Origin of the sequence: Bradyrhizobium monzae (assembly GCF_021458635.1) — a bacterium.
GTDB lineage: Bacteria > Pseudomonadota > Alphaproteobacteria > Rhizobiales > Xanthobacteraceae > Bradyrhizobium.
On the sequence record NZ_JAIRDQ010000024.1, the window covers coordinates 1 to 21,117 of the forward strand.

General features: G+C 62.8%; 17 protein-coding genes and 3 pseudogenes. 7 read left to right on the forward strand and 13 right to left on the reverse strand.

Annotation, left to right across the window (positions count from 1 at the left end):
• Positions 1-119: 119 nt before the first annotated feature.
• The 5 genes from K3F49_RS38735 to K3F49_RS38755 all read right to left on the reverse strand — a co-directional run bounded on the left by K3F49_RS38735 (position 120) and on the right by K3F49_RS38755 (position 7,868).
• Complete coding sequence (locus K3F49_RS38735; RefSeq protein WP_234686103.1) at positions 120-1,463, reverse strand: c-type cytochrome; 1,344 nt, start codon at positions 1,461-1,463, stop codon at positions 120-122.
• Positions 1,460-3,634: a xanthine dehydrogenase family protein molybdopterin-binding subunit gene (locus tag K3F49_RS38740; RefSeq protein ID WP_234686104.1), complete on the reverse strand. Its 2,175-nt coding sequence runs from the start codon at positions 3,632-3,634 to the stop codon at positions 1,460-1,462. Before K3F49_RS38740 ends, K3F49_RS38735 begins: the two co-directional genes overlap by 4 nt.
• A gap of 8 nt (positions 3,635-3,642) precedes the next feature.
• Entirely contained in the window at positions 3,643-4,107 is a 465-nt protein-coding gene (locus tag K3F49_RS38745; protein WP_234686105.1) for a (2Fe-2S)-binding protein, read from the reverse strand.
• A gap of 487 nt (positions 4,108-4,594) precedes the next feature.
• A complete protein-coding gene (locus K3F49_RS38750) occupies positions 4,595-6,019 on the reverse strand; it encodes a methyl-accepting chemotaxis protein (RefSeq protein WP_234686106.1) in 1,425 nt (474 codons plus the stop codon).
• Positions 6,020-6,125: 106 nt separating this feature from the next.
• On the reverse strand, positions 6,126-7,868 hold the full coding sequence (locus K3F49_RS38755) for a methyl-accepting chemotaxis protein (RefSeq protein ID WP_234686107.1): 1,743 nt from the start codon (positions 7,866-7,868) through the stop codon (positions 6,126-6,128).
• Between the two features lie 208 nt (positions 7,869-8,076).
• On the opposite strand from K3F49_RS38755, the gene K3F49_RS38760 reads away from it, so the two are divergent.
• The 6 genes and pseudogenes from K3F49_RS38760 to K3F49_RS38785 form a co-directional block, all read left to right on the forward strand.
• Positions 8,077-8,823: a YebC/PmpR family DNA-binding transcriptional regulator gene (locus tag K3F49_RS38760; RefSeq protein WP_234686108.1), complete on the forward strand. Its 747-nt coding sequence runs from the start codon at positions 8,077-8,079 to the stop codon at positions 8,821-8,823.
• Between the two features lie 78 nt (positions 8,824-8,901).
• The gene (gene ruvC, locus K3F49_RS38765) at positions 8,902-9,429 is read left to right on the forward strand and encodes a crossover junction endodeoxyribonuclease RuvC (protein ID WP_234686109.1); all 528 of its coding nucleotides are present in this window, start codon (positions 8,902-8,904) and stop codon (positions 9,427-9,429) included.
• Entirely contained in the window at positions 9,426-10,043 is a 618-nt protein-coding gene (ruvA, locus tag K3F49_RS38770) for a Holliday junction branch migration protein RuvA (protein WP_234686110.1), read from the forward strand. The genes ruvC and ruvA overlap by 4 nt, the downstream gene beginning before the upstream one ends.
• A 20-nt stretch (positions 10,044-10,063) precedes the next feature.
• Entirely contained in the window at positions 10,064-11,098 is a 1,035-nt protein-coding gene (ruvB, locus tag K3F49_RS38775) for a Holliday junction branch migration DNA helicase RuvB (protein WP_234686119.1), read from the forward strand.
• Positions 11,099-11,227: 129 nt separating this feature from the next.
• Complete coding sequence (locus K3F49_RS38780; protein ID WP_234686111.1) at positions 11,228-12,151, forward strand: metallophosphoesterase; 924 nt, start codon at positions 11,228-11,230, stop codon at positions 12,149-12,151.
• 71 nt (positions 12,152-12,222) lie between these two features.
• A pseudogene (locus tag K3F49_RS38785) lies at positions 12,223-12,309 on the forward strand (acyl-CoA thioester hydrolase); the annotation flags it as partial.
• On the opposite strand, the gene K3F49_RS38790 reads toward K3F49_RS38785, so the two are convergent.
• A complete protein-coding gene (locus K3F49_RS38790) occupies positions 12,282-13,985 on the reverse strand; it encodes a recombinase family protein (RefSeq protein WP_234686112.1) in 1,704 nt (567 codons plus the stop codon). The pseudogene K3F49_RS38785 and the gene K3F49_RS38790 sit on opposite strands and share 28 nt — an antisense overlap.
• Before the next feature lie 841 nt (positions 13,986-14,826).
• Entirely contained in the window at positions 14,827-15,213 is a 387-nt protein-coding gene (locus tag K3F49_RS38795; RefSeq protein WP_234686113.1) for a hypothetical protein, read from the reverse strand.
• 191 nt (positions 15,214-15,404) lie between these two features.
• Between K3F49_RS38795 and K3F49_RS38800 the strand changes: the two genes are divergently transcribed.
• Complete coding sequence (locus tag K3F49_RS38800; RefSeq protein ID WP_234686114.1) at positions 15,405-15,848, forward strand: hypothetical protein; 444 nt, start codon at positions 15,405-15,407, stop codon at positions 15,846-15,848.
• Between the two features lie 346 nt (positions 15,849-16,194).
• Here the strand turns inward: K3F49_RS38800 and K3F49_RS38805 are convergent.
• The 6 genes and pseudogenes from K3F49_RS38805 to K3F49_RS38825 all read right to left on the reverse strand — a co-directional run.
• Positions 16,195-17,643: pseudogene (locus K3F49_RS38805) on the reverse strand (ATP-binding protein); the annotation flags it as partial.
• Positions 17,644-18,234: 591 nt separating this feature from the next.
• Positions 18,235-18,453, reverse strand: a pseudogene (locus K3F49_RS39795) (pentapeptide repeat-containing protein); the annotation flags it as partial.
• The gene (locus K3F49_RS38810; protein WP_234686115.1) at positions 18,440-19,288 is read right to left on the reverse strand and encodes a hypothetical protein; all 849 of its coding nucleotides are present in this window, start codon (positions 19,286-19,288) and stop codon (positions 18,440-18,442) included. The gene K3F49_RS38810 and the pseudogene K3F49_RS39795, both read right to left, overlap by 14 nt.
• Before the next feature lie 131 nt (positions 19,289-19,419).
• A complete protein-coding gene (locus tag K3F49_RS38815) occupies positions 19,420-19,599 on the reverse strand; it encodes a hypothetical protein (RefSeq protein ID WP_234686116.1) in 180 nt (59 codons plus the stop codon).
• A gap of 313 nt (positions 19,600-19,912) precedes the next feature.
• A complete protein-coding gene (locus K3F49_RS38820) occupies positions 19,913-20,089 on the reverse strand; it encodes a hypothetical protein (protein WP_234686117.1) in 177 nt (58 codons plus the stop codon).
• A gap of 288 nt (positions 20,090-20,377) precedes the next feature.
• Positions 20,378-21,117 (reverse strand): hypothetical protein (locus K3F49_RS38825; protein WP_234686118.1); only part of this gene is annotated, 740 nt, incomplete at its 5' end.

Genomic DNA, 21,117 nt, shown 5'->3' on the forward strand with positions numbered 1-21,117 from the left:
TTCTCTCCGCGGATTCAATCGAGAATGAGACTCGCGGAGAGAACCCCTCACCCGGCTTCGCTTCGCGAATCCACCCTCTCCCACAAGGGGCGAGGGTGCGTCGTTCGGCGACGCGAGCTCTAATCCGCCGTCTGCTCCCTCAACTCCGCCACGTCCTTCGCCGTCAGCTTCGAGCCCCTGGTGCCGAACCGCGCCGTGACGTAGTTCGCCACCGCCGCGATCTCGTCGTCGCTATACGCCTCGCCGAATGCCGGCATCGACAGCGCGCCGTCGGGCGTGTGGCGCTTGGTCCCCGAGAGCACGATCTGCGCGACGTTGGTGGCGGTGGGGTCGTTGACGGCCCAGGTGCCGGTCAGCGTCGCCATCGGCGATACCGGACTTTCGCCGCTCCAGCCATGGCAGCTGGCGCAGGCGCTGGCGAACACCTTCTTGCCGCGCGCGTCCGCCGTCACGCCATCCTTGTGCGAGGCGGGCGCGACCGGCGCCGTGGTGGCGGGAAGGTCGGGTGAGGCGACCGGCGGCACGCTGCGCAGGTAGGCAACGATGGAGCGGATGTCCTCCGGCGCAAACTGGCTGAAGCTGTGGTCGACCGCTTCACCCATCGGGCCCGAGGCCGAGCCATGGCCCGGCGCATGGCCGAGCGACAGATACGAGATCAGATCCGCATCGCTCCAGTTGCCGAGACCGGTGGCCTTGTCGGAGGAGATGTTGAAGGCGTGCCAGCCGGCGGTGATCGCGCCGGCGAACTTCTTGCGGTTGTCGAGCGCGAAGCCGAGATTGCGTGGGGTGTGGCACTCGCCGCAATGGGCGAGCGCTTCCGCCAGATACGCACCGCGATTCCACTCCGGGCTCTTCGAGGTGTCCGGCGCAAAGCGCGTGTCCGGATTGAACACGGCCGACCAGAACATCATCGCCCAGCGTTGGTCGAACGGGAACGACAGCGTGTTCTCGGGCGGCTTGGCGCGCACCGCCGGCAGGCTGAACAGATAGGCTTTCACCGCCAGCACGTCCTCGTCGCTCATGTAGGTGTAGGACGTGTACGGCATCGCCGGATAGAGCCGGGCGCCGTCATGCCGCTTGCCGCGCTGGACGGCGTTGAGGAAATCCTGGTCGCTGTAATTGCCGATGCCGGTGTCCTTGTCCGGCGTGATGTTGGTGGAATAGAGCGTGCCGAACGGCAGCTTGAAGCCGAGCCCGCCGGAATAGTCCTTTTCGCCGGGCTTGGTGTGGCAGACCATGCAGTCGGCCGCCTTCGCCAGATATTCGCCGCGCTCGACCAGGCTCGCCTTCTCGAGCTTGGCCGGCACGCCCGTTGGCTTGCCGGCGTGATAATCGGCCAGCGCCACTTTCGTGCCGCCGGCGAAGTCGAGCGGGCCGGGCCCGCGGATGATCCAGACGCCGAGCGCCACCGCGACGATGGCGATCACAATAATGCTTGCGAGGATACGCATTGTCCTGCTCATGCCTTCTTCCCCACAGCCAGCAGTTTCCTGTCGATCGGCAGGCGCCGCAGCGCCACGCCGGTTGCGGCGTAAATCGCGTTGCGCAGCGCCGGCGGTCCGGCATTGACGCCGGCTTCGCCGATGCCGCCGGGCGCCTCGCCGCTCTTGACCACGATGACCTCGATCTTCGGGGTCTCGTTGATGCGCATCATGCGGTAGTCGTGGAAGTTCGACTGCTGCACGCGGCCCTTCTCGATGGTGATCTCGCCGTAGAGCGCGGCGGTGAGGCCGAAGATCAGCCCGCCCTCGATCTGTGCCTTCACCGTATCGGGGTTGACCGCGATGCCGGTGTCGACCACCGACGTGACGCGGCGAAGCACGATCTCGCCGATGTGGTCGATCTCCGCTTCCACCACGGTCGCGATGAAGCTCGCGAAGGACGGCTGCACACAGACGCCGCGGCCGACGCGGGCCGGTAACGGCTGGCCCCAACCGGATTTTTCAGCGACCTGGTCGAGCACCGCAAGCATGCGCGGGTTCTTGGTCAGCATCGACTTCCGAAATTCAATCGGGTCCTTGCCGGCCTTGCGCGCGAGTTCGTCCATGGCGCATTCGACCGCGAACACGTTGTTGTTCGGGCCGACGCCGCGCCAGAAGCCGGTCGGCACCGCCGGCGGTTCGGCACGGACATATTCGACGTGGAAATTGGCGAAGTCGTAGGGCGCGTCCACCGCGGCGTCGATCGCGTCGATGTCGATGCCCTTCTGGAAGGCCGGCGGCAGCCAGCGCGCCAGAATGGCCGAGCCGGCGACCTTGTATTTCCAGGCCGCCACCTTGCCGTCGACCAGCGACGCCGAGATCTGGTCGCGATAGACCGGACGGTAGACGTCGTGCTGGATGTCTTCCTCGCGGGTCCAGATCACCTTGACGGGATAGTCGACCTGTTTTGCGATCTTCACCGCTGCGACGACCATGTCCGGCTCGAGCTTGCGGCCAAAACCGCCGCCGAGCAGGTGCTGGTTGACGATCACCTTGTCGACGGGCAGGCCGGCGGCCTTTGCCGCCTCCGACTGCACGCGCGTCATGATCTGCGTGCCGGTCCATATCTCGCAGGAGTCGGGTTTGACGTGCACGGTGGCGTTGATCGGCTCCATCGAGGCGTGGGCCAGGAACGGCAGCTCGTAAGCGGCTTCGAACTTGTCGCCGGTGGCGAGCGCCTTGGCGATGCCGCCGGTGGATTTCGCGACCGCGCCGTCCTTTGCGCCGGCATCGCGCAGGTTCTGCCAGATGTCCTTGGTGCTGATCCCTGCGTTCGGGCCTTCATTCCACTCGATCTTGAGCGCTTCGAGCCCCTTCTTCGCGGCCCACATGTGATCGCCGATCACGGCGACAACATCGTCGAGCACGACGACCTTGCGCACGCCGGCGACCTTCATCGCCGCGCTGTCGTCGACCTTGCCGACCTTGCCGCCGAACACCGGGCAATTGGCGATCGCCGCGATCTTCATGTCGGGCAGGATCGCGTCGATGCCGTAGAGCGCCTTGCCGTTGACCTTGTCCGGCGTGTCGAGCCGCTTCAGCGGCTGGCCGATCAGGACGAAGTCCTTGGGGTCCTTGACTGCGACGTCCTTCGGCGGCGTCTGGCTCTGCGCGGCAAGCGCAAGCTCGCCGTAACCGAGCTTGCGGCCGCTCGCGGCATGCGCGACCTCGCCCTTCGACGCCGTGCAGCTTGTAGCTTCAACGCCCCACTGGCCGGCCGCGGCCTGCACCAGCATCGCGCGCGCGGTGGCGCCGGCCTTGCGCAGCGGCATCCACCAGGCACGGACGGAGTTGGAATTGCCGGTGACCTGGAGGCCGAAGGTCGGGTTGGCGTAGAGCTTGTCGTTGGGCGGCGCGTGCTGCACCTCGACCTTGCTCCAGTCAGCGTCGAGTTCCTCGGCGAGCACGGCGGAGATCGAGGTGTAGGTGCCCTGGCCCATCTCGACCTGCGGCATCATGAGGATGGTGCGGCCGGTCTCGTCGATTCGGATGAAGGCGTTGGGTGCGAACTTGCCGTCGGTGGCATCCTTCTGCACCGGCTCGTTTGCGGCGGCGCGCAGCGGCAGATGGAAGGCGAGCAGGAAACCGGTGGCAACGCCGCCGGTCAGAAGCGCGCGGCGGGAGACGCTGGGAAGAGTCTTGTCGGTGATCATGGCGGACCTCACGATTGACGGCCGGAGGCGGCGAGCTTGATGGCTTCACGGATGCGCACATAGGTGCCGCAGCGGCAGATGTTGCCGGCCATCGCCGCGTCGATGTCGGCATCGTCGGGGTTGGGCGTCGCCGCCAGCAGGGCCGCAGCCGACATGATCTGGCCGGACTGGCAGTAGCCGCACTGGATCACCTCGGCATCGAGCCAGGCCTTCTGCACCTTCGCGCCCGATGGCGTGCTGCCGACATGTTCGATGGTGGTGACGGCGCGATTCGCGACCGCGCTGACCGGCAGCACGCAGGAGCGCACCGCCTTGCCGTCGACATGCACCGTGCACGCCCCGCATTGCGCGATGCCGCAGCCGAATTTGGTACCGGTCATTCCGAGGATGTCGCGCAGCACCCACAGCAGCGGCATCTCGGGTGGCGCGTCGAAGGACTTCGTTTCGCCGTTGATGGTGAGAGTTGTTGCCATATGCATCCCCTTCTTCGCCAGATTGCTTACGGCGATCTATTTGGCGAACTCGCGCGCGACAATAATCATACCGGTGTGAAACGATGAAGCGCCGAAATTTCTCGCGATGCATATTTGCGTAGGCGACGCGTCGGGCCATGACGTTCACGAATTTGTGCTGAAATAGCTGCTACGGTTTCGGGCTAATTGATATGATAAGCGTCATTTTCTGACGCTTTTGCGTCATGCGCGTCATTGATCGCCGCCGATGATCGTGCGAATGCGCAAAACCGTGCAAAGACGAAAGTCGTGCGATTGTGAAACGGCGCGCGAGGGCGAGCCCGGTGCGCGTCTGAAGGACGCGGTCGCAGCGCCGCAAAAGCCAATGTGCGCGATGATGCCATCGTGCGCCTGTTTTGCCCGACGGGTCAACGGCCAGGTTCAGCGCGAGCCATTGATTCCGCGCACCCCGGCTACTGTGCATGGGGTTGTTTTCGAGGTTTTTGATTCAGCTCTGCCGAAAACCCATCCGGAACGCGCCCCAGTGCTTGCCGCGGACCATGATCGGCGACGACAGGTCCTTCATCAGCACGAACTGCCCGCCGCCCATGTCGCGGCGATAGGTCTGCAGCAGGAAGGGCTTTGTGTTGGCCGCGACCTTCTTCACCGCGCGATCGGTGAACAGGCGGCGGTTACGGCAATTGGCGTTGTTCCAGACCGGGTCCTTGCCCTGCGGCAGCCGGTAGTTCGGATTGTGCGTCGGCAGGTAGCCGCTCTTGGCCCAGGCGACGCAGAACACGACGCGGGGATCGGACTTCTGGATCGGGTCCTGGATCGCAGGCAGCACGCGGTCGGTGAAGTCGACATAGGCGGTGGTGTACTGCTTGGGATCGGTGCCGGCGATCTCCCGATAGGTCTCATCCATGAGCTGGTCGAGCGTGATCTCGCCGCGATCGACCGCGGCCTCGAACTCGGCCGAGATCCGCCTGGCGGTGTCGACGACGGCGCGGATCAGCGGCGCATCCGACGTCTCCACGCCGCTGTCGGCGATCAGTGCGATCAGCCCCTCGGATGTGTCGAGCAGCTTCGTCACGCGCTGGTCGGCGCTCCTGAGGTCGCGCGAGGAGAGGTCGACGCCCTTGGCGAGTTCGTTGAGCTCGTTGATGACGGTGTCGCAATGGCCGAGATTGGAGGTCGCCGCACGCGTGACGCTGTCGATCTCGGCTTCCACCGAGGCAAAGCCCTGCTGGACCCGCGAGATGATGCCGGAGATCTGCTGGGCGCCTTCGCCGGCGGTCTTCGCGCGCTGCGATGCATCGCTGCTCTCGCCGATCAGGCCTTCGATCTGGCCGTCGAGATCGCGCACGGTGTCGGAGATCTGATGCGTGGCCTGCCGGGTCGCCTCCGCGAGGTTCTTGACCTCGCTCGCGACCACGGCAAAGCCGCGTCCGGCATTGCCGGCACGCGCGGCCTCGATCGTCGCGTTCAGCGCCAGCAGATTGGTCTGCTTGGCGATCGCCTCGATCGAGCCGGAGACTTTTGCGACCTGCGCCAGCGCCGAGCCGACGGCGCTTAAGCGCGCCTCGATCCGCTCCACCGCCGCGACGAGCTCGGAGATGTGGCTGACTGCGGTGTCGACCGCACCGCGCGATTGTGCGATCTCGCCGACTGCCGCCGATGTGGTCGACTGCACCGCCTGCGATGCATTGGCGATGTCGTGGTTGGCCGAGACCATGGTCTCGGCCGTCTTCTGCAGGTGATGGAACCGCTCCGACTGGTTGGCGACGCGGTGGGCGACCTCCTGGACGTTGCCGGCGATATCGGCGAGTTCGACGCCGAGGCCACCAATGCGGTCGGCAAGCTGGTCGATCAGCCGCTCGGCGAGCGTTCGGTTGGATCCGGTGTCCATGACGGCAAGCTGGGCGAGGGACATTTACGGGCTTCCTTAAGTCGGAGCCGTCCGCCGGCCCTCCGCGGCATTCCCATTCCAACTTCACCTAAAGACGTGATTCGCATCCGGCGTCTTGCCTGAGCGTGCACTACAGTTTGTAGGCCGTACGAAATCCGCCCCAGTGCCGGCCTTGCACGCGGATCGGGACGTCGATCTCGCGCATCATCACGGTGTTGCCGTTGCCCATGTCGCGCGCATAGCTCTGGATCAGGTACGAGCGCAAATTGTGCGCCGCAGCCAACCCCGCCGGATCGTTGAAGATACGGCGGTTGCGACTGTTGGCCATGTTCCAGGCGGTGTCGCCCGGCCGCTGCGGATGCGAATAGATCTTGTTGTGCACCGGCAGGAAGCCGTTGCGGTCGACCATGGCGCAGAACGCCATGCGCAGTTCCTTGGCGAGAAAGGCTTCCTGGAACGGCGGCAGCGCGCGGTCGGCCCAGTCCAGATATTTCGTGCGGTATTGCTGCGGATTGGTGCCGGCGATCTCGGCGTAATCGGTGTCGAACAGATCATCGATCCTGACCTCGCCGCGCGCGACCGCCTGTTCGAAAATCCGGGTCAGCGCGGTGCCGGCCTCCATCGCGCGGGTGACGAACTCGGTGTTCTCCTCGTGGATCGACCAGAGCTTGTCTTCGATCTTCTCGCGCTGCGCGGCATCGGGGCTGACGAATTGCGTGCGGGCGCCGGCCTTGGACTGCTCGACCACGCGCAGGCGGCAGGCGCCGACGTCCTCGAGGCTGCCGTCGATGATCGACTGCGGCGCGAGCCGGCTTGCGTCCGCACCGCCGATCAGCACGCCGTCCATCGCGATCTCGTAGACCGGCAGCACGCCGCGCGGGGTTTCGAATTTGAGGTGGCAGGGCAGCCGCTCGGTCTTGCGGCGATCGTCGTGCTCGCTCTGGCGGAGCAGCACCGCGCAGCGCGATTTCAGCTTCTGCGCGAAGGTCGTCACCGCCTTGCCGGCACTGGCGACGTTCTCGCCATGGGTCTCGGCGGCCTTGGTCGCGGCGTCGATTTCGGCGGCGCTTTCGCCGACCGAGATGATGAACTGCGATGCGCTGGCCGCGTTGCCGGAGACCTCGCTGGTGGTGGCGTTCTGCTCGGCGACCGCGCCGTTGACGGTGTCGAACACCGGGCGGATCGCCTCGATGGCCTGCGAGATGCGATGAACGGCGTCTGCGGAGCCTGCGGCATCGCGCTGCAGCGCGTCGATCTTTCTGGAGATCTCCTCCGTCGCGCCCTGGGTCTGCACCGCGAGCGCCTTGACCTCGGTGGCGACGACCGCAAAGCCCTTGCCGGCAGCGCCGGCGCGTGCGGCCTCGATGGTGGAATTGAGCGCGAGCAGCGTGGTCTGCCGCGCGATCTGGGCGATCAGATTGACGACATTGCCAATCGCCGCGGAGGACTCGCGCAGGCGATCGACATTGGCCCGCGCCTCTTGCGCGGCGGCGCTGGCCTCATCGGCGAGCTTGCCGGCCTCGCGGACCTGCGCACCGATGCCTTGGGCGGATTGGGTGAACTTGTCGGCGGCATGGGCAAAGCCCGAGGCGTTCGACTGCGCGGCATTGGTCCGCCCGGTCAGCGCGTCGGTGCGCTGGCGGATATCGGCGAGCGTTGCCGCAGTCGCCTCTGCGCCGCCCGCCACCGAATTGGCGGCGCGCTCGAGCTGGCGGATCATGGCGCCGAGCTCGAGTTCCAGCAGTTCCAGGATTTCCCGGGCCGAATCGGCGTCAGCGGCCGGAGCGGGCGCGGCCGCTGACTGCGCGATCTGCGGGGCTGCCGCCGGTGCGGCCGTGTCCGGCAGGCGCTTCCGAAATAATGCGAATGCCATAGGGTCTACTCTTGTCGGGAGATGGGCGGACGCTATTTTCGCAAGCCGGAATGAAATCAGGGTTAACGATGCCTGACTTCTGAGCACGAGCCACTACGTTATTACCTTAAAGTATGAGAGGCTCTTTCATTCCGGTGGGTTGGCGGCCTATAAGGCCGCGCTTCCCCACGCTCACCTTTGGCGCACGATTCCCTAGAGAAGATCACGCATGGCCGGACATTCCCAATTCAAGAACATCATGCACCGCAAGGGGCGGCAGGATGCCCAGAAGTCGAAGCTGTTCGGCAAGCTGGCGCGGGAAATCACCGTTGCCGCCAAGCTCGGCACGCCCGACCCGAACATGAACCCGCGCCTGCGCGCAGCCATCATCGCGGCGCGCCAGGAGAACATGCCGAAGGACAACATCGAGCGCGCCGTGAAGAAGGCGCTCGGCAATGAAGGCGAGAACTATGACGAGATTCGCTACGAGGGCTATGGTCCCGGCGGCGTCGCCGTCATCGTCGAAGCCCTGACCGACAACCGCAACCGCGCCGCCTCCGACATCCGCTCCTTCTTCACCAAATCCGGCGGCAATCTCGGCGAAACCGGCTCGGTGTCCTTTATGTTCGACCGCACCGGCATCATCGAATACGACCGCAGTGTCGCCGATGATGACGCGGTGCTCGATGCCGCGATCGAGGCCGGCGCCGACGACGTGGTCTCGGGCGAAGGCGGGCACGAGATCTACGCCTCGACCGAAGGCTATCGCGACGTCGCCAAGGCGCTGGAAGCCAAGTTCGGCGAGCCGCGCAAGGCCGCGCTGATCTGGAAGCCGCAGAACACGGTCGCCGTCGACGACGAGACCGGCGAGAAGCTCTTGAAGCTGATGGACCTGCTCAACGAGCACGACGACGTCCAGAACGTCTACGCCAATTTCGAGATTTCGGACGCGCTGGTCGCGAAGATGGGCGGGTAGGGCACCGGCCTTCCTTTCTCCGGGGACTTCTGTTCTGTTTCTGTTTCGCTATCATGGGCCAACCGCTATCACTGGCCCATGACCGCGCTCCCGATTCGCCAACCCGTTCGCATCATCGGCATCGACCCCGGCCTGCGCCGCACCGGCTGGGGCGTGATCGAGGCCGACGGAAACCGCTTGATCTATGTTGCCTGCGGTTCGGTGGAACCGCCGGATGATTTGCCGCTGTCGAGCCGGCTGCTGGCGATCCATGAAGGGCTCGCGGCCATTCTCTCCCATCACAATCCGATGGAAGCCGCGGTCGAGCAGACCTTCGTGAACAAGGACGGCGTCGCGACGCTGAAACTCGGCCAGGCGCGCGGCGTCGCCATGCTGGCGCCCGCGATGTTCGGCATCTCTGTCGCCGAATACGCGCCGAACCAAGTGAAGAAGACGGTGGTCGGCGCCGGCCACGCCGACAAGCAACAGATCGCGATGATGCTGAAGATATTGCTGCCCAAGGCCGAGCCGCCGTCGGCCGACGCTGCGGACGCGCTCGCCATCGCCATCACCCACGCCCATCATCGCCAGAGCGCGGCGCTCAGGCTGAAGGTGGTGGGACTATGATCGGCAAGCTCAAGGGCCTGATCGATTCCTACGGCGAGGATTATGTCGTCCTCGACGTCGGCGGCGTCGGCTATCAGGTGCATTGCTCGGCGCGCACGCTGCAGCATCTGCCTTCGCCGGGCGAGGCAGCGGTGCTGTCGATCGAGACTTACGTTCGCGAGGACCAGATAAAACTGTTCGGCTTCCGCACCGACCAGGAGCGCGAATGGTTTCGCCTGCTCCAGACCGTACAGGGCGTCGGCGCCAAGGTTGCTCTCGCCGTGCTCGGCACGCTGGCGCCGGCCGATCTCGCCAATGCGATTGCGCTGCGCGACAAGGCCGCGGTGGCGCGGACGCCCGGTGTCGGGCCCAAGGTGGCCGAGCGCATTGTCGCCGAGTTGAAGGACAAGGCGCCGGCCTTCGCCAATGTCGATCCCGCGGTCGTGCACCTCGCCGGTGCCGTCGACGACCAACGCGCGCCGCGCCCGGTCGCGGACGCGATCTCCGCGCTGGTCAATCTCGGCTACGGCCAGCCGCAGGCGGCCGCGGCCATCGCCTCGGCCTCGCGCAGCGCCGGTGAGAATGCCGAGACGGCGCAGCTCATTCGCCTCGGCTTGAAGGAGCTCGCGAAGTGAGCGATCCCAAGGCCAACCGCATGGTCTCGCCCGAGCGCCGCAGCGACGATGTCGGCGACACCGCGCTACGTCCGCAGTCGCTGTCCGATTTCGTCGGCCAGCAGCAGGCGCGCAAGAATCTCTCGATCTTCATCGAGGCGGCGCGCAAGCGCGGCGAGGCGCTGGATCACGTGCTGTTCGTCGGCCCGCCCGGCCTCGGCAAGACCACGCTGGCGCAGATCGTGGCCAAGGAGCTCGGCGTCGGCTTTCGCGCCACGTCGGGGCCTGTCATCGCCAAGGCCGGCGATCTCGCCGCGTTGCTGACCAATCTCGAAGAGCGCGACGTGCTCTTCATTGATGAAATTCACCGCCTCAGTCCCGCGGTGGAAGAGGTGCTCTATCCCGCGATGGAGGACTTTCAGCTCGACCTCATCATCGGCGAAGGCCCGGCCGCACGCTCGGTCAAGATCGAGCTGTCGAAATTCACCCTGGTCGGCGCCACCACGCGCGCCGGCCTGCTGACCAATCCCCTGCGCGATCGCTTCGGCATTCCGGTCCGCCTCAACTTCTATACGATTGAGGAGCTGGAGAGCATCGTCACCCGCGGCGCGCGCGTGCTCAATGTCGGCATGAGCGCCGATGGCGCCAACGAGATTGCGCGCCGCGCGCGCGGCACGCCGCGCATCGCCGGTCGCCTGTTGCGCCGTGTACGCGATTTCGCCTCGGCCGCCGATGCCGACATGATCGACCGCAAGATCGCCGACCACGCGCTCAGTGCGCTCGAGGTCGACGCCGCCGGCCTCGACGCCATGGACCGCCGCTACCTCACGACCATTGCAATGAACTATGGCGGTGGGCCGGTCGGCGTGGAGACGATGGCGGCGGCGCTGTCCGAGCCGCGCGATGCGATCGAGGACATCATCGAGCCGTATCTCATTCAGTGCGGCTATCTCCAGCGCACGCCGCGCGGCCGTCTGCTCACCTCGCATGCCTTCCGTCATCTCGGCATCGCCGAGCCATCGCGCGATGCGGCGGCCCAGTTCGGCCTGTTCGGCACGGACGAAAGCGACGAGTGATCTGCGCCGGCGAGCCTTGCCCTGGTGTCATGAACTTCCGGTAATCTCTTTGCAGATCATCTGCACAAGCGTACCGCAATTCCGCTCAAATCCGACCGCATCGAGGAAGTGCATCAGAAGCGGACTTCCATGATCAATCGGCGTCATCTCATCCGTTCCATCGGCGGTCTCTCCGCCCTCGGCGTCTCGACCGCGGCTTACGGCGTTGGCGTCGAGCCGGTGTTGCGGCTACGCGTGACCCGCTATCATCCAATGCCACGGCAATGGCCCGTGGATTTCCTGCTGAAGATCGCCGTCATCGCCGACATCCATGCCTGCGATCCCTGGATGTCGCTGGATCGGATCGAGGCCATCGTCGAGCGCACCAACGCGCTGAACGCCGACCTCATCGTGCTGCTCGGCGACTATGTCGCCGGTCATCACCATGTCACGCGCATCATCCCGGCCGGTGAATGGGCGGCGGTGCTGGCTGGCCTCAAGGCGCCGCTCGGCGTTCATGCCGTGATGGGCAACCACGACTATTGGGACGACAAGGTCGTGCAGCGGGCCGGGCGCGGGCCGACGGTCGCCCATCGTGCGCTGGAAGCAGCTGGCATTCCCGTCTACGAGAACGACGTCGTGCGTCTCGCCAAGGATGGCCGTCCGTTCTGGCTCGCCGGCCTCGGCGACCAACTCGCCTATGCGCCGTCGCGGCGCTACGGCCGCGCACAGCGCTTCGGTGCTGACGATCTCACCGCGACGCTCGCAAAGGTCGCCGACGACGCCCCGGTCATCCTGCTCGCGCATGAGCCCTATATCGCGACGCGCGTGCCCGCGCGTATCGCGCTCCAGTTGTCCGGTCACACCCATGGCGGTCAGGTCCGCCTGTTCGGCTGGTCGCCGGCGATTCCGCCGCAGCCCGGCGTTCCGCTGGTCTACGGCCATCTGCGGCTGAAGTGCGACGTCATCATCTCCGGCGGCCTCGGTTGCAGCATCATGCCGGTCCGCGTCGGCGTGCCGCCGGAGATCGTCGAGGTGACGTTGGGGCGGGCGCCGGCGGCAACCGTGACCTAGCCGCGCTTGCGCGGCCGGCCGTTTTTGCGCAAAACGGGCCGTTAGCGACAAGCGAAGAGGCTCGAGACGTGACAGCTCATCTCGACGGCGAGGTCCGCGACGGCCGCCACCACATGCAGGTCCGCGTCTATTACGAGGACACGGATTTCCCTGGCTTGCCATTGTCGTAGTAGGCAAACGTGCTGATTTCTCCTGCCTTGCGGTTTTCGGGGAAAAGTTTCTCACCGAGAAGGGCGGCGCTGTTCATGTAGGGGGTATATTCGTAGGGCATCCGCTTGCGAACCGGATGCACTACAATGCAGTCGATCAAGTTGCGGAAGGCGAAGCGAGTTTCGATCGCCTTCGGGTCGAACTTGAGCGCAGTGACCAGTCTTCGAGTCTCCGAACGGTATCGGTCACTGAATTTTGGGTGGTCGAATGGGATCACATTTTCGTCGCCACAGCCCATCAGCCGCAAGCGCTCTTCAACAGTTTCCCGTTCCAGGTCGCACTCATCGATCCGCTTGAGTAACTCATCCGGTTTGCGACGGCTGTTTGCGATGGCATATGTCAGCCGTTCGATCTCGGTCGTCAACACACGGCGTCGATGGTCTAGCTTAGCGCGTTCGCTGCCGCCCTTGTTCCGATCGTTCTTGCGTTCCTCCTTCCAAGCACGCATCGCCTCATCAATGGCTTTCGGCGAAAGCAATTTCGCTTCGATTTTTTCGGAGGCATCCTTGAGCAGAATGTCCATGTCAAAGCTACGGGTATGCTCGCAGGTGCCCCGCTGATGCGCGTTGGCGCATGCGGCGCGCGGCGCGCCATTTCGGGAGGATTGAGCGATTCGCATATGGCCGTTGCAGACACCGCACCGCAGAACGCCGGCAAGCGGGTGTTCATTGTTGCGCGGAATCACGAGGCGGCGGTGTGGCTTGCCAGTCGGCCCGAACATATGTACGGCACGCGCGCTACGAACCTTCTGCGCTCGATCCCAGAGCGCTTGCGGAATGATCCGCAGCTCAGGCTTTTTGACTATGATATGGCGTTCTTCTGGATTGCGGCGCTTCTGCTTCTTCTGCGTCTCCGGGTTGAGAATTGTCGAGCGAACGTTCCAATGTATCTCGCCGATATATAGCTGGTTGCCGATAATGCCGCGACCATGCCGACCGCCTGTGATGCACTGATGATTCCAGGTGGTGCGACCAGCCTTGTTCTTGTGACGAGTGGCCCCGGGTGAGGGCACACCTTCGCGGGTGAGATCAGCGGCGATAGTTCGGGTCGAACGGCCTACCGCATATTCGGTGAAAATGCGGAGCACGATCTTTGCTTCGTTCTCATCGATCGCGCGTTCGCCGGGCGCGCCCGGCCTCGGCCGATAACCATAGGCGTGTGAGCCAGGAATTCTTCCGTTGGCAACAGCGTTGTCATGGCCGCGCCGGACCTTTTCGGCGAGCTGCGGCTTGTAAATCGTGTTGTAGAGACTTGCGATACTGATGTCGGTGGCGGTCGCATAGACGCCCTTCTGATCCATCAGCTCAACGCGGTTGAACTCGAAAACCTGCTTGAGACGCTGGATGGTTGCGGGATCGCGCGACAAGCGGTCGAAGTGCTCAACGACGACCACGTCAAAGTCATGATTTCGCACACCGCTGAGCAGGCGTTGATAGCCGTCCCGCGCACCATCGGTAAGACCAGATTTTGCGGCATCCACAAATTCCCCGATGACATCAAGATTGCTGCGCAACGCAACCTTCCTGCAGAGCAATAGCTGACCGTCAATCGAGGTCGCCTTTTGCAAGTCGCTGGAATAGCGGGCGTACAGTACGGCCGTTTTCTTGGATGACGCTGTCGTCATGCCGGTCCTCTATCGGCTGCCCCAAACCATCGTTTTCATCCCGTGCGATCTGGCGTCCGATGGCGCGCGCCAGGTCAAACCAGATTTCCTCATTGTCGGGATTATCCCAGCTCTGAGGGTGGGAGGGGTCAAGCGGTCGAATGATAGCCCGTTGTCCTCGGAGAGATCGGATGCGGGTACGCATTTGCAAACTCGCCAGCAGAAGCTAACGTAAATTTCCGCCCTGCGCTACAGCCGGGCGGCTGTGATTACTTGCGGCGCTTGCTTCCACCATTCGCATCTCCGATCGCTCCTGTGCCCGCCAGAACTTCTCTGCAATTTCACGACTTTTGTTGCTGCGATGATCCGATCCAGATCGTCGTTCAGCCACAGCTTCCCTCGGCCGTGGCCGCGACCCGACAGGAATCACAGGACCACACGTGACCTTTGCCTGTGGAGCATTCATGGAAGTTTCGATCTGCGCAGTTGTGAGTCCATTCATGTTGACCGCGGCGGCGGCGAATGAAAATGAGATTCTTCAAATATCTCAATGCTCCGTATCGGGTGTTAGCGCACTCCTGCGATGGTGGTCGTAAGCGGGAGCAGACTCGCTAAGCAAAGCGGAGTAAAAATACTTGCGCGTGACGGCGACGAAATCCGAAGACCTGCGTCCAACTCTCTTAGAAGCTCTCCTGTGGCATTGCCGCGCTCTCCGGCGGCAACGCCGCATGTTCGGAAGCGGTCCGCATCGACACGCCGACCGCCGTCCCGAACACCAAGAAGATCATCGAGCACGAAAGGGGGGTCAGTTCACGGATAACGCGGATCGAGGAACAGCAACGCGAAGGGGGCGATCGTACGCCTATCCGTTAGGCATCAGCTCCTTCACCCCCCCGCGACCGCCTTGGTCCCACTCCAACGATACCCGATCGACGGCTCGTAGATCGGCATCCTTGCCCGGATCGGCCTCGAACCAACTGGCGTTGTGTCGATTGACTTTGTTGCGATAGCCGTCGCCGCGGTCCTGCGCGCAGCTGCGCCAGAAGTCGGCGTCCGTCCCGAGATCGTCCGAATATATGCTCTGGCCCACGAGCTGGACCTTGCGGACGAGCCCGTCGGAACCTTCCTCCATCGCGCGTAGCGCCTCACGGACGAGGTGGTACCCCTGTGCCAGTTCGTCCCGAAGCAGCACGTTGCGGGCGATCTCGCGAAATCCCGACAACTTCGGCTCGAGAAGCTGGGCCGCCATCCGTCTGGCACCGTGGCTGAGGTGATGACCGTAGATCCAGCGATGCCAATCGCCCTCGCGCGCGACGGACGCGCGGATTGTCGCCGCGTGGGCCGTCTTCGTCGCCTCAGCAGACTGTCCTGCACGTGCGCCGCCGGCTTGCCGGTCAGGGAGGCGTCGTTGTCCAACCAGATGGCGAGCGGCCGCCAGGCTTGGCGCACCGCCTCTTCGGCCTGTTCGCGTTTGCGGCAGTCAATATCACGGATGTGACGCTGGCACGCGCGTCACGCGTGACGACGGCCGTCTCGACCGCCCAAGCCGCTCTGTCGGATCCCATGGCGGCTCGTGATCGGGAGTGCAGGGGCGGCGTTGGCAAGTTTTGCCGGGAACGTGAAGCGGCTGTCACGGAACGCCGCCGTGCGTTGGACGGTGAAATAGAACTAGTCAGCCTGTCCGCCGATCCCCAAGCCCACGCAACCATTCAGTTGATAGCGTGGACCTCGCACGGCATGTTGCGACCGGCGTCTGAAGACTTCGCCATGGTGAGGCTCATCCTTATGGCTCTGCTGCCGCATATTGCCGGTATGCTGCTGATGGTAGCACGATCGGCTAATATGCCTCAGGTTCGCGATCCCAGCGCGCCAATTTTTCTTTGATCTCGGCAGGGGTAGCCGGATAATTCTTCAATCTCTTCTGGACGGCGGCGAGCGTTTTCTCATCTACCTGGTCTAACAGTTGACTCGCGAGTTCGATGAACTTCTGTTCCTCCTCGCTCGAATGTGCTTCGACTTGGGTGTATTGATCGGTCAAGAGACGTAAAAGGGCGGGCTTGATATCAACACTATCGCGGTGGGAAAGCCCTATTAGGCCATCGAAACCAGGTGGCATTGCCGAGATCGCGTTCTCGCTTTCGATAACGCCAGCGCGTTCGACTATGGCCGGTTCAACGCCATTGCTTGCGTCGTCACTATTGGGAATTTCGTCCATCTCCGGGCCAATTGTCGCTCGCGAGAAGGGCAACTCGCAAGTGATAGCGGTACCCTTACCGACCTCCGAGGCCACGGAAACCGTGCCACCATGCAGCTCGACAAAGGAGCGCACCAACGACAGGCCGAGGCCTGCGCCGCGGTGTGGCGAGCCCTGGGAGCGGCTTTCGAACCAGTTGAACACCTTGTCCTTCATGTCCGCGGGTATTCCAGGTCCGGAATCTGTCACAACGAAGACCACGCTGCGCTCGGTGCGGCGCGCGCTGATCCCGACGGTGGAATCCTGTGGCGAGAAGCCGACGGCGTTGGCGAGCAAATTATAGAGCACCTGCACCACGCGCTTCTCGTCGCCGATGAAGCTGCCGACATCGGGCGCGATCTCGACCTTGAGGCGGATGCGATCGGTGGCGAGCCGGTCCTGGAGGCCTTCGGCGGCGAGCTCGATGGTCTTGCTGACGTCGACGGGGCCGAGCTCCAGCTTCATGGCGCCGGCATCGATGTTGGCAAGATCGAAGATGTTGTTAGTCAGGGCCAGCAGAGCGTTGGTCGATTTGGTGACGTAGTCGAGATATTCGGCCTGCTTCGGTGTCAACGGTCCGGTCGAGGGGTCGCTGAGGAAATGTGCAAAGCCGATAATGGTGGTGAGCGGGGAGCGTAGCTCGTAGGAGACGTGGTGGACGAAGTCGACCTTCGTCCGATCGGCAGCTTCCAGCGCTTCGTTGCGCTCGCGCAGCGCGCGCTCGACGTTCTCGGTCTCGGTGACTTCCTGAAAGGTCAACATGGTCGCGCCGTCGGGCAGCGGACGGATCATGCCGTCGAGCACGCTGCCGTCCTTGCGCTCCAGCTTGAGCGGCACGTCGGCGCGGTTCTCGATCGAGGTGATGGTCTCGCGGATCTGGCGCCAGACCGCGGGATCGTCGAACAGCGGTTGGCACCAACCTTCGACAGTCTGGATATGCGGCTCCTTGCGCATGGCGTCGTTCGACAGCTTCCACATCCGCAGGAAGGCCGGGTTAAACAGCCGCGCCTTTCCGTTGCTACCGAACACGGCGACACCCTCGGCGAGGCCGTTGAGAGTCTCGCGCTGAAAGTGGATCATGCCGTCGAAGCGGCGGGCGAGCTCGAGGCTCTCGGTGACGTCGTCGAACAGGTAGGTGACGCCTCCATCTGGGTTCGGGGTGATGACGACGGAGAGCGCGCGGCCGTCGGGTAGGTACCAGGTGTCCTTCGCGGTCTCGGTTGCACCGTAAGCCTTGTGTAGCTGGGCCTTCCAGACGCGGAAGTCTAGTCGTTCCGGCAGCCTACGCGCGGCGCGAAGCTCATACAGGACGGATGAGTCGTCGGGGTTAGAATCAAGAAAGGTACGGTCGAGCTTCCAGAGCCGGCGGTAGGAATCGTTATAGAAGGCAAGTCGCCGCTGGCCATCGAACACGGCAACTCCCGAAGACAGCTGATCGAGCGTGCGATCAAAGAATCGCTTGAAGTCCACTTCCGCAGTGGCGCGCTTGCCATCGGAGCGGCCGTCGCGGGACATTAGGATCACCAGCGTGCGCGACGGCTCAGGCGCCCCTTCTGCCCCGAACTCGACTTGGTGATGGAGCTGCACAGGAACGGTCGTGCCGCTTCGCATCGTAAGGTCAACTTCGAAAATTTGGTTTTTGATTTCGCCCGGTGCTCCCACCGTCCACTTGGGGAGTAAGACTTCGTCGCCAGCTAAAATATCTGTCAGCTTTAGCCCACCTGAGCCGATCTGCGCGATATCGTAGTCGAGCCATTTCGCTAGCGTCGCGTTCACATAGACGATGTCTCCATTCGGAATGACCGAGAAGAAGCCGCAGGGTGCCTTATCGAGATATCCGACGGCTTGCCGCAGTTCTTCGAGCACCTCCGCCGTTCCGTTCTCAGTAACGCCGCGTGACGATCGGAACGCTTGATCTACCGGACTTGTCCCTGAACCATGCGACCCATAGCCTTTCGCGCCGTTGAGGAGCGCTCCTTCAAGATTTGTCGTCGCGTCCCACGTTGCATTTCTCCAACTACTGTAGGAGAGATTCGCTCCGACAAAATTATAACCGCGAAGGTCTGATCCCGTGAAATCAACTCCAGTAAGATCTGCGAACCGAAAATCCACGCTTGGATTCAGGCCCGCGAGATGGACCAAATCGGAAAAGCATGCGGACTTAGATTGGTAGACAGCTGCGATCTTGCTCTTTTCGTTGTCATGTAACCAACCAGAGCCCACTGGCGCAAAGGTTGACGGATTACTCTCTGTCACGGCGACCCCTCTGCGTTTTTTGCCTTGCCGCGCGCAACGTCTGCTTTGCAAGAATAAGATCGCCTTCAGAAATTCCTGATCCCCCGGACTTTGCTGTCCGACTGATTGCTATCGCAGCAATTCGGGCTACAACGACTGACCGATTCACCTCGGCCTGATTTTGACTGAAACGCGGATCTGTAGGAATCGAGATTGCATTAGTGCGCTGGAACCAGAGATCTTTCAGCGAGCAGCGAAAAGTGACTAGCACCTCGATTGCGTCGCTCTCAAGTTCGGGCAGGATGTGGCAAAGTGGTTCATCGCCGATTATTTTGTGTTCCAGTACATTTTCCTGGTTCAACCCAAGTCCATAGACGCGCCAAAAGTTATGTCCGGCATCAGCAACACGCCAAAAGTGTTGGACATACTCGCGGTTCTTTTGTTCTGAATGTGAAGTAGTGCGCTCTATCTTTCCTCCGACGTCGACGTCAGCCTTCGCCAGGCTGCCGATCCATTTGGAGAGATTAACCCCAATCTGTCCTCCAGCTGCTCCTTCCCTTTTCGCATGGTCTATCTCTGATTGACTTACCTTGAGATGACCGCCTGTTGTCTGGAGGCGACCTCGATTGCTTATTTGGCCACCATTGGGCTCGACGACTACGTCGCCAACTTGAAAGCCAACCGAAAATTGAAGGGTACCCTGGTCGGTCTGAACCTCATCATGTAAGCGGCCGCACCATAGCCCTACCAGCAGGCCGAGGCCCTCTTTTGTATGGAGGTTGGCCGGACTCTCAATGGAAAGCGACGCTAATCGGTCATCAGCGAATTGTGTCGACGTAATCGAGACGGTCCACATTGATGGCCTCGTTTTTGCTTCGCCGTTTGGATAATGACACGCCTAGAAGTTGCCGCCAATAATTGATATCCCCCGTGCCTACGGGCAGGGTGGTCGCAGCGGTCATGACTGGAGAGGACGTTCCGGAGCCGTCACGAGGCGCGCTGTATGCGCTCATGTACATACGAACGAATAGCAGTCAGAACGATCAGCACGCTCGTCGCCATAGCGCTGGTGATCACCAGCCGCGGCTCGGCAGGGCCCTCAGCGAGTAATCGAGCAAAATCGACAACGTGCTGTGCGATCTCCAGGACAAATTCTGAACGTGACATGGCTTTTCCCTTTTTGATCTCTGCGCTCCGGTATGGCAGCGCTGGCGTCACGTTAGGAAAAGACATCCGGCAGCAACTGTCGAGAACCTCGCCGTCCTCCGTTGAAAATTAAAAGTCGGGTGACGTCGCGCTGTGGGCCTTGCGTCTTGCCAAGGGTGCCCATCAGCGTCCGAAGGACTTGTGTCCCCCAAACGGCTGACTAGGGATTCAAGAGCGACCGCCAATGCCGCGTCAACGCCATCGCCTTGTCCCATAGGTTGTCCGGACATTGGCCGTTCTTCTCGAGGGCTTGTCCTATCGCACAGATGCTCAGTCATGCGTCGGCCTGTGCATTCTCGATGCTGATCGTCCGAGAGCCGTCGTTGCCAGTGGTATTGGCGAGGTGCCTGACGATGGCGAGGCTCCGTTCACGGGACTCGGTCCGAGCGCGGGGTAGTTCGCCGAGCGCGAGCTCAGCCTTCACGACATCATCTTCGCTGGTCGTCGACATGGAAGTTCGCTCCTGGTTCTTGAGAGCGACTTCGAAGCTGATGGTGTGTTCCGAGTGAGCTATGGAAACGTCCAACAGCCGCGAAGATCGCGGTGTCAAAGTTCCCTCGAATGCTCACCGGGGCGCCCGGGCTGGTTCGGGGTCTAGTCACTGCGCGGTGCGAGACTGGAGCGCCCAGCCTTCCAACCGACAGTTACGTAGCTTGTAGCAGAGTTGCAGCGCTGGCGCCATATCTCGCCTGGGCTTCGAACCTCGGATGGTGCGCCGCTCGAATAGCGGGCGAGTGGCCTATTTTTGATACAGCGCAGCCTTTGCTTGAATGTTCGGCCAAAGCTCTTTGACCTGCCGACAGGCGGCGCGGATAGCTCGCAGGCGGGCCGTATGGTCTGGCGCCGGCCCTATCTGCTCAGCAAGACGAAGGTCAGCCACGAAGCACGAATCGCGGTCGACAATTCCAATGCTATTGTCCTGAGCCTCGAGCAAGATCTGCATCAATGCAACCAAGTATCGCGCCATCTCTCGGCGATGTTCACCGCGTCGCTCTTTCGTCGCCTGCAATTTGCAAGCCTCCGGATCAGGAGCCTTTGCAACACGTAGCATGCCCGCGCCCACACGCTGCCCGTGTTTGCCGCCGCCGACCAGAAAGTCTGGCCGGATTGAAACTGTCACGCCCTCGATGTCGACTACTTCGAAATTCGGGGCCGCTGCGAGAGACATTCTACGCATCCCCAGCGCATTTTCCCGTTGCTCAAAAAGTTGAACGATTTCAATGCATCGAAGCGCATCTTCGCGGGCCTTCGGCTTGATGCCAGGCTCAGCGGCTTTTATGGTTAACTCTTCCTTAACCCGGATCAGAATCTCTGGGGAACGTCGGGGGTCCGCATTGTACTCGCGTAGCGCTCTCATCGCACCGCCATTGGCCGTCACGATTGGAGGTCGCGAAAATTTGCAATCGTGCAGCACGTTCTGCTGCCCGTCCGGCCGCATTATCAAGTATTCCGCCAAGGCCGCGGCCGACATCCGCGGTT

What these genes read in the sequence shown, in the direction of transcription:
- K3F49_RS38745 (WP_234686105.1), bottom strand. Translation starts at nt 4,107, where the DNA reads ATGGCAACAACTCTCACCATCAACGGCGAAACGAAGTCCTTCGACGCG.
- K3F49_RS38740 (WP_234686104.1), bottom strand. Translation starts at nt 3,634, where the DNA reads ATGATCACCGACAAGACTCTTCCCAGCGTCTCCCGCCGCGCGCTTCTG.
- K3F49_RS38760 (WP_234686108.1), top strand. Translation starts at nt 8,077, where the DNA reads ATGGCCGGACATTCCCAATTCAAGAACATCATGCACCGCAAGGGGCGG.
- K3F49_RS38820 (WP_234686117.1), bottom strand. Translation starts at nt 20,089, where the DNA reads ATGTCGACGACCAGCGAAGATGATGTCGTGAAGGCTGAGCTCGCGCTC.
- K3F49_RS38815 (WP_234686116.1), bottom strand. Translation starts at nt 19,599, where the DNA reads ATGTCACGTTCAGAATTTGTCCTGGAGATCGCACAGCACGTTGTCGAT.
- ruvC (WP_234686109.1), top strand. Translation starts at nt 8,902, where the DNA reads ATGACCGCGCTCCCGATTCGCCAACCCGTTCGCATCATCGGCATCGAC.
- K3F49_RS38810 (WP_234686115.1), bottom strand. Translation starts at nt 19,288, where the DNA reads ATGTGGACCGTCTCGATTACGTCGACACAATTCGCTGATGACCGATTA.
- K3F49_RS38795 (WP_234686113.1), bottom strand. Translation starts at nt 15,213, where the DNA reads ATGGCGGCCCAGCTTCTCGAGCCGAAGTTGTCGGGATTTCGCGAGATC.
- ruvA (WP_234686110.1), top strand. Translation starts at nt 9,426, where the DNA reads ATGATCGGCAAGCTCAAGGGCCTGATCGATTCCTACGGCGAGGATTAT.
- K3F49_RS38780 (WP_234686111.1), top strand. Translation starts at nt 11,228, where the DNA reads ATGATCAATCGGCGTCATCTCATCCGTTCCATCGGCGGTCTCTCCGCC.
- K3F49_RS38735 (WP_234686103.1), bottom strand. Translation starts at nt 1,463, where the DNA reads ATGAGCAGGACAATGCGTATCCTCGCAAGCATTATTGTGATCGCCATC.
- K3F49_RS38755 (WP_234686107.1), bottom strand. Translation starts at nt 7,868, where the DNA reads ATGGCATTCGCATTATTTCGGAAGCGCCTGCCGGACACGGCCGCACCG.
- K3F49_RS38750 (WP_234686106.1), bottom strand. Translation starts at nt 6,019, where the DNA reads ATGTCCCTCGCCCAGCTTGCCGTCATGGACACCGGATCCAACCGAACG.
- K3F49_RS38790 (WP_234686112.1), bottom strand. Translation starts at nt 13,985, where the DNA reads ATGACGACAGCGTCATCCAAGAAAACGGCCGTACTGTACGCCCGCTAT.
- ruvB (WP_234686119.1), top strand. Translation starts at nt 10,064, where the DNA reads ATGGTCTCGCCCGAGCGCCGCAGCGACGATGTCGGCGACACCGCGCTA.